This is a genomic window from Methylobacterium sp. B1, from assembly GCF_000333255.1.
Classification (GTDB): domain Bacteria; phylum Pseudomonadota; class Alphaproteobacteria; order Rhizobiales; family Beijerinckiaceae; genus Methylobacterium; species Methylobacterium fujisawaense.
Genome location: NZ_BACT01000150.1, coordinates 1 through 776, shown reverse-complemented (window position 1 = coordinate 776; position 776 = coordinate 1). Strand labels below are relative to the sequence as shown.

General features: G+C 63.7%; 1 protein-coding gene. It reads right to left on the bottom strand.

Annotated features, from left to right (window positions below; translation table 11 throughout):
- Positions 1-164: 164 nt before the first annotated feature.
- The coding region (locus I53_RS04275) for a substrate-binding domain-containing protein (protein ID WP_043347040.1) at positions 165-776 on the bottom strand (612 nt) is incomplete at its 5' end.

The following is a 776-nucleotide window of genomic DNA, read 5'->3' as shown; positions in this document are numbered from 1 at the left end:
GCTTGGCCGCTCGGATTCTTATGCCCTCCTGGTTGCTGCCTGCTTGATCCCTCTCGATCTCAGGTCTGTGGTTCTACTTGATCTACTGTTCCGCCCTCTTGCAAGGTCTTACCACTGATGTATTTCTTGGCCCTGACCGATGGGACCGGTTCCAGGCCCGCGCCTCAGACGACGGCGTACTGGCCGGACTTGCTACTGCGGAGTTTGTCGCCAATGCCGGCGATGAGTGCACGCTGCGGATGACTGCCCACGCTGGCGGTGGAGCCACGACAGATCAGCCGTGGATCCAGCAGGATCTCCATGCGCACCGAGCGCTCGCCACGGATGCGCACCAACAGGCGCTCGATGGCGATAAAGCCGATTTCATAGGTCGGTTGTTCGATGGTGCTGATGCCGCTGCCCACCAGGGGCGACCAGGACAGTTCATCGAAGCACAGCAGCCCGACATCCTCGGGAAAGCGCAAGCCCATGCTCTGCAAGGCCAGCGCAATCTGCAACGACACCATGCCATTGCCGGCCAGCAGCGCCAGCCGCCCCTGGCTACCGGCAGCGGCGCGCCGCAGGAAGAATTCGCGCAGCACCGTGGCCACATGGCCGGGCTGTTCCAGGTCGACTTCCAGGGTCTCGCCATGGCAATCAGGCCGCTCGCTCATGGCCTGCAGGAAACCCGCCTGCCGCCCCTGGCGCGAACTGACGCCATACAGCGGCTGCACCACCAGGGCGATATCGGTATAGCCCTGGGCCAGCAGGTGACGCGAACCCAGTTGCGCGGCCTT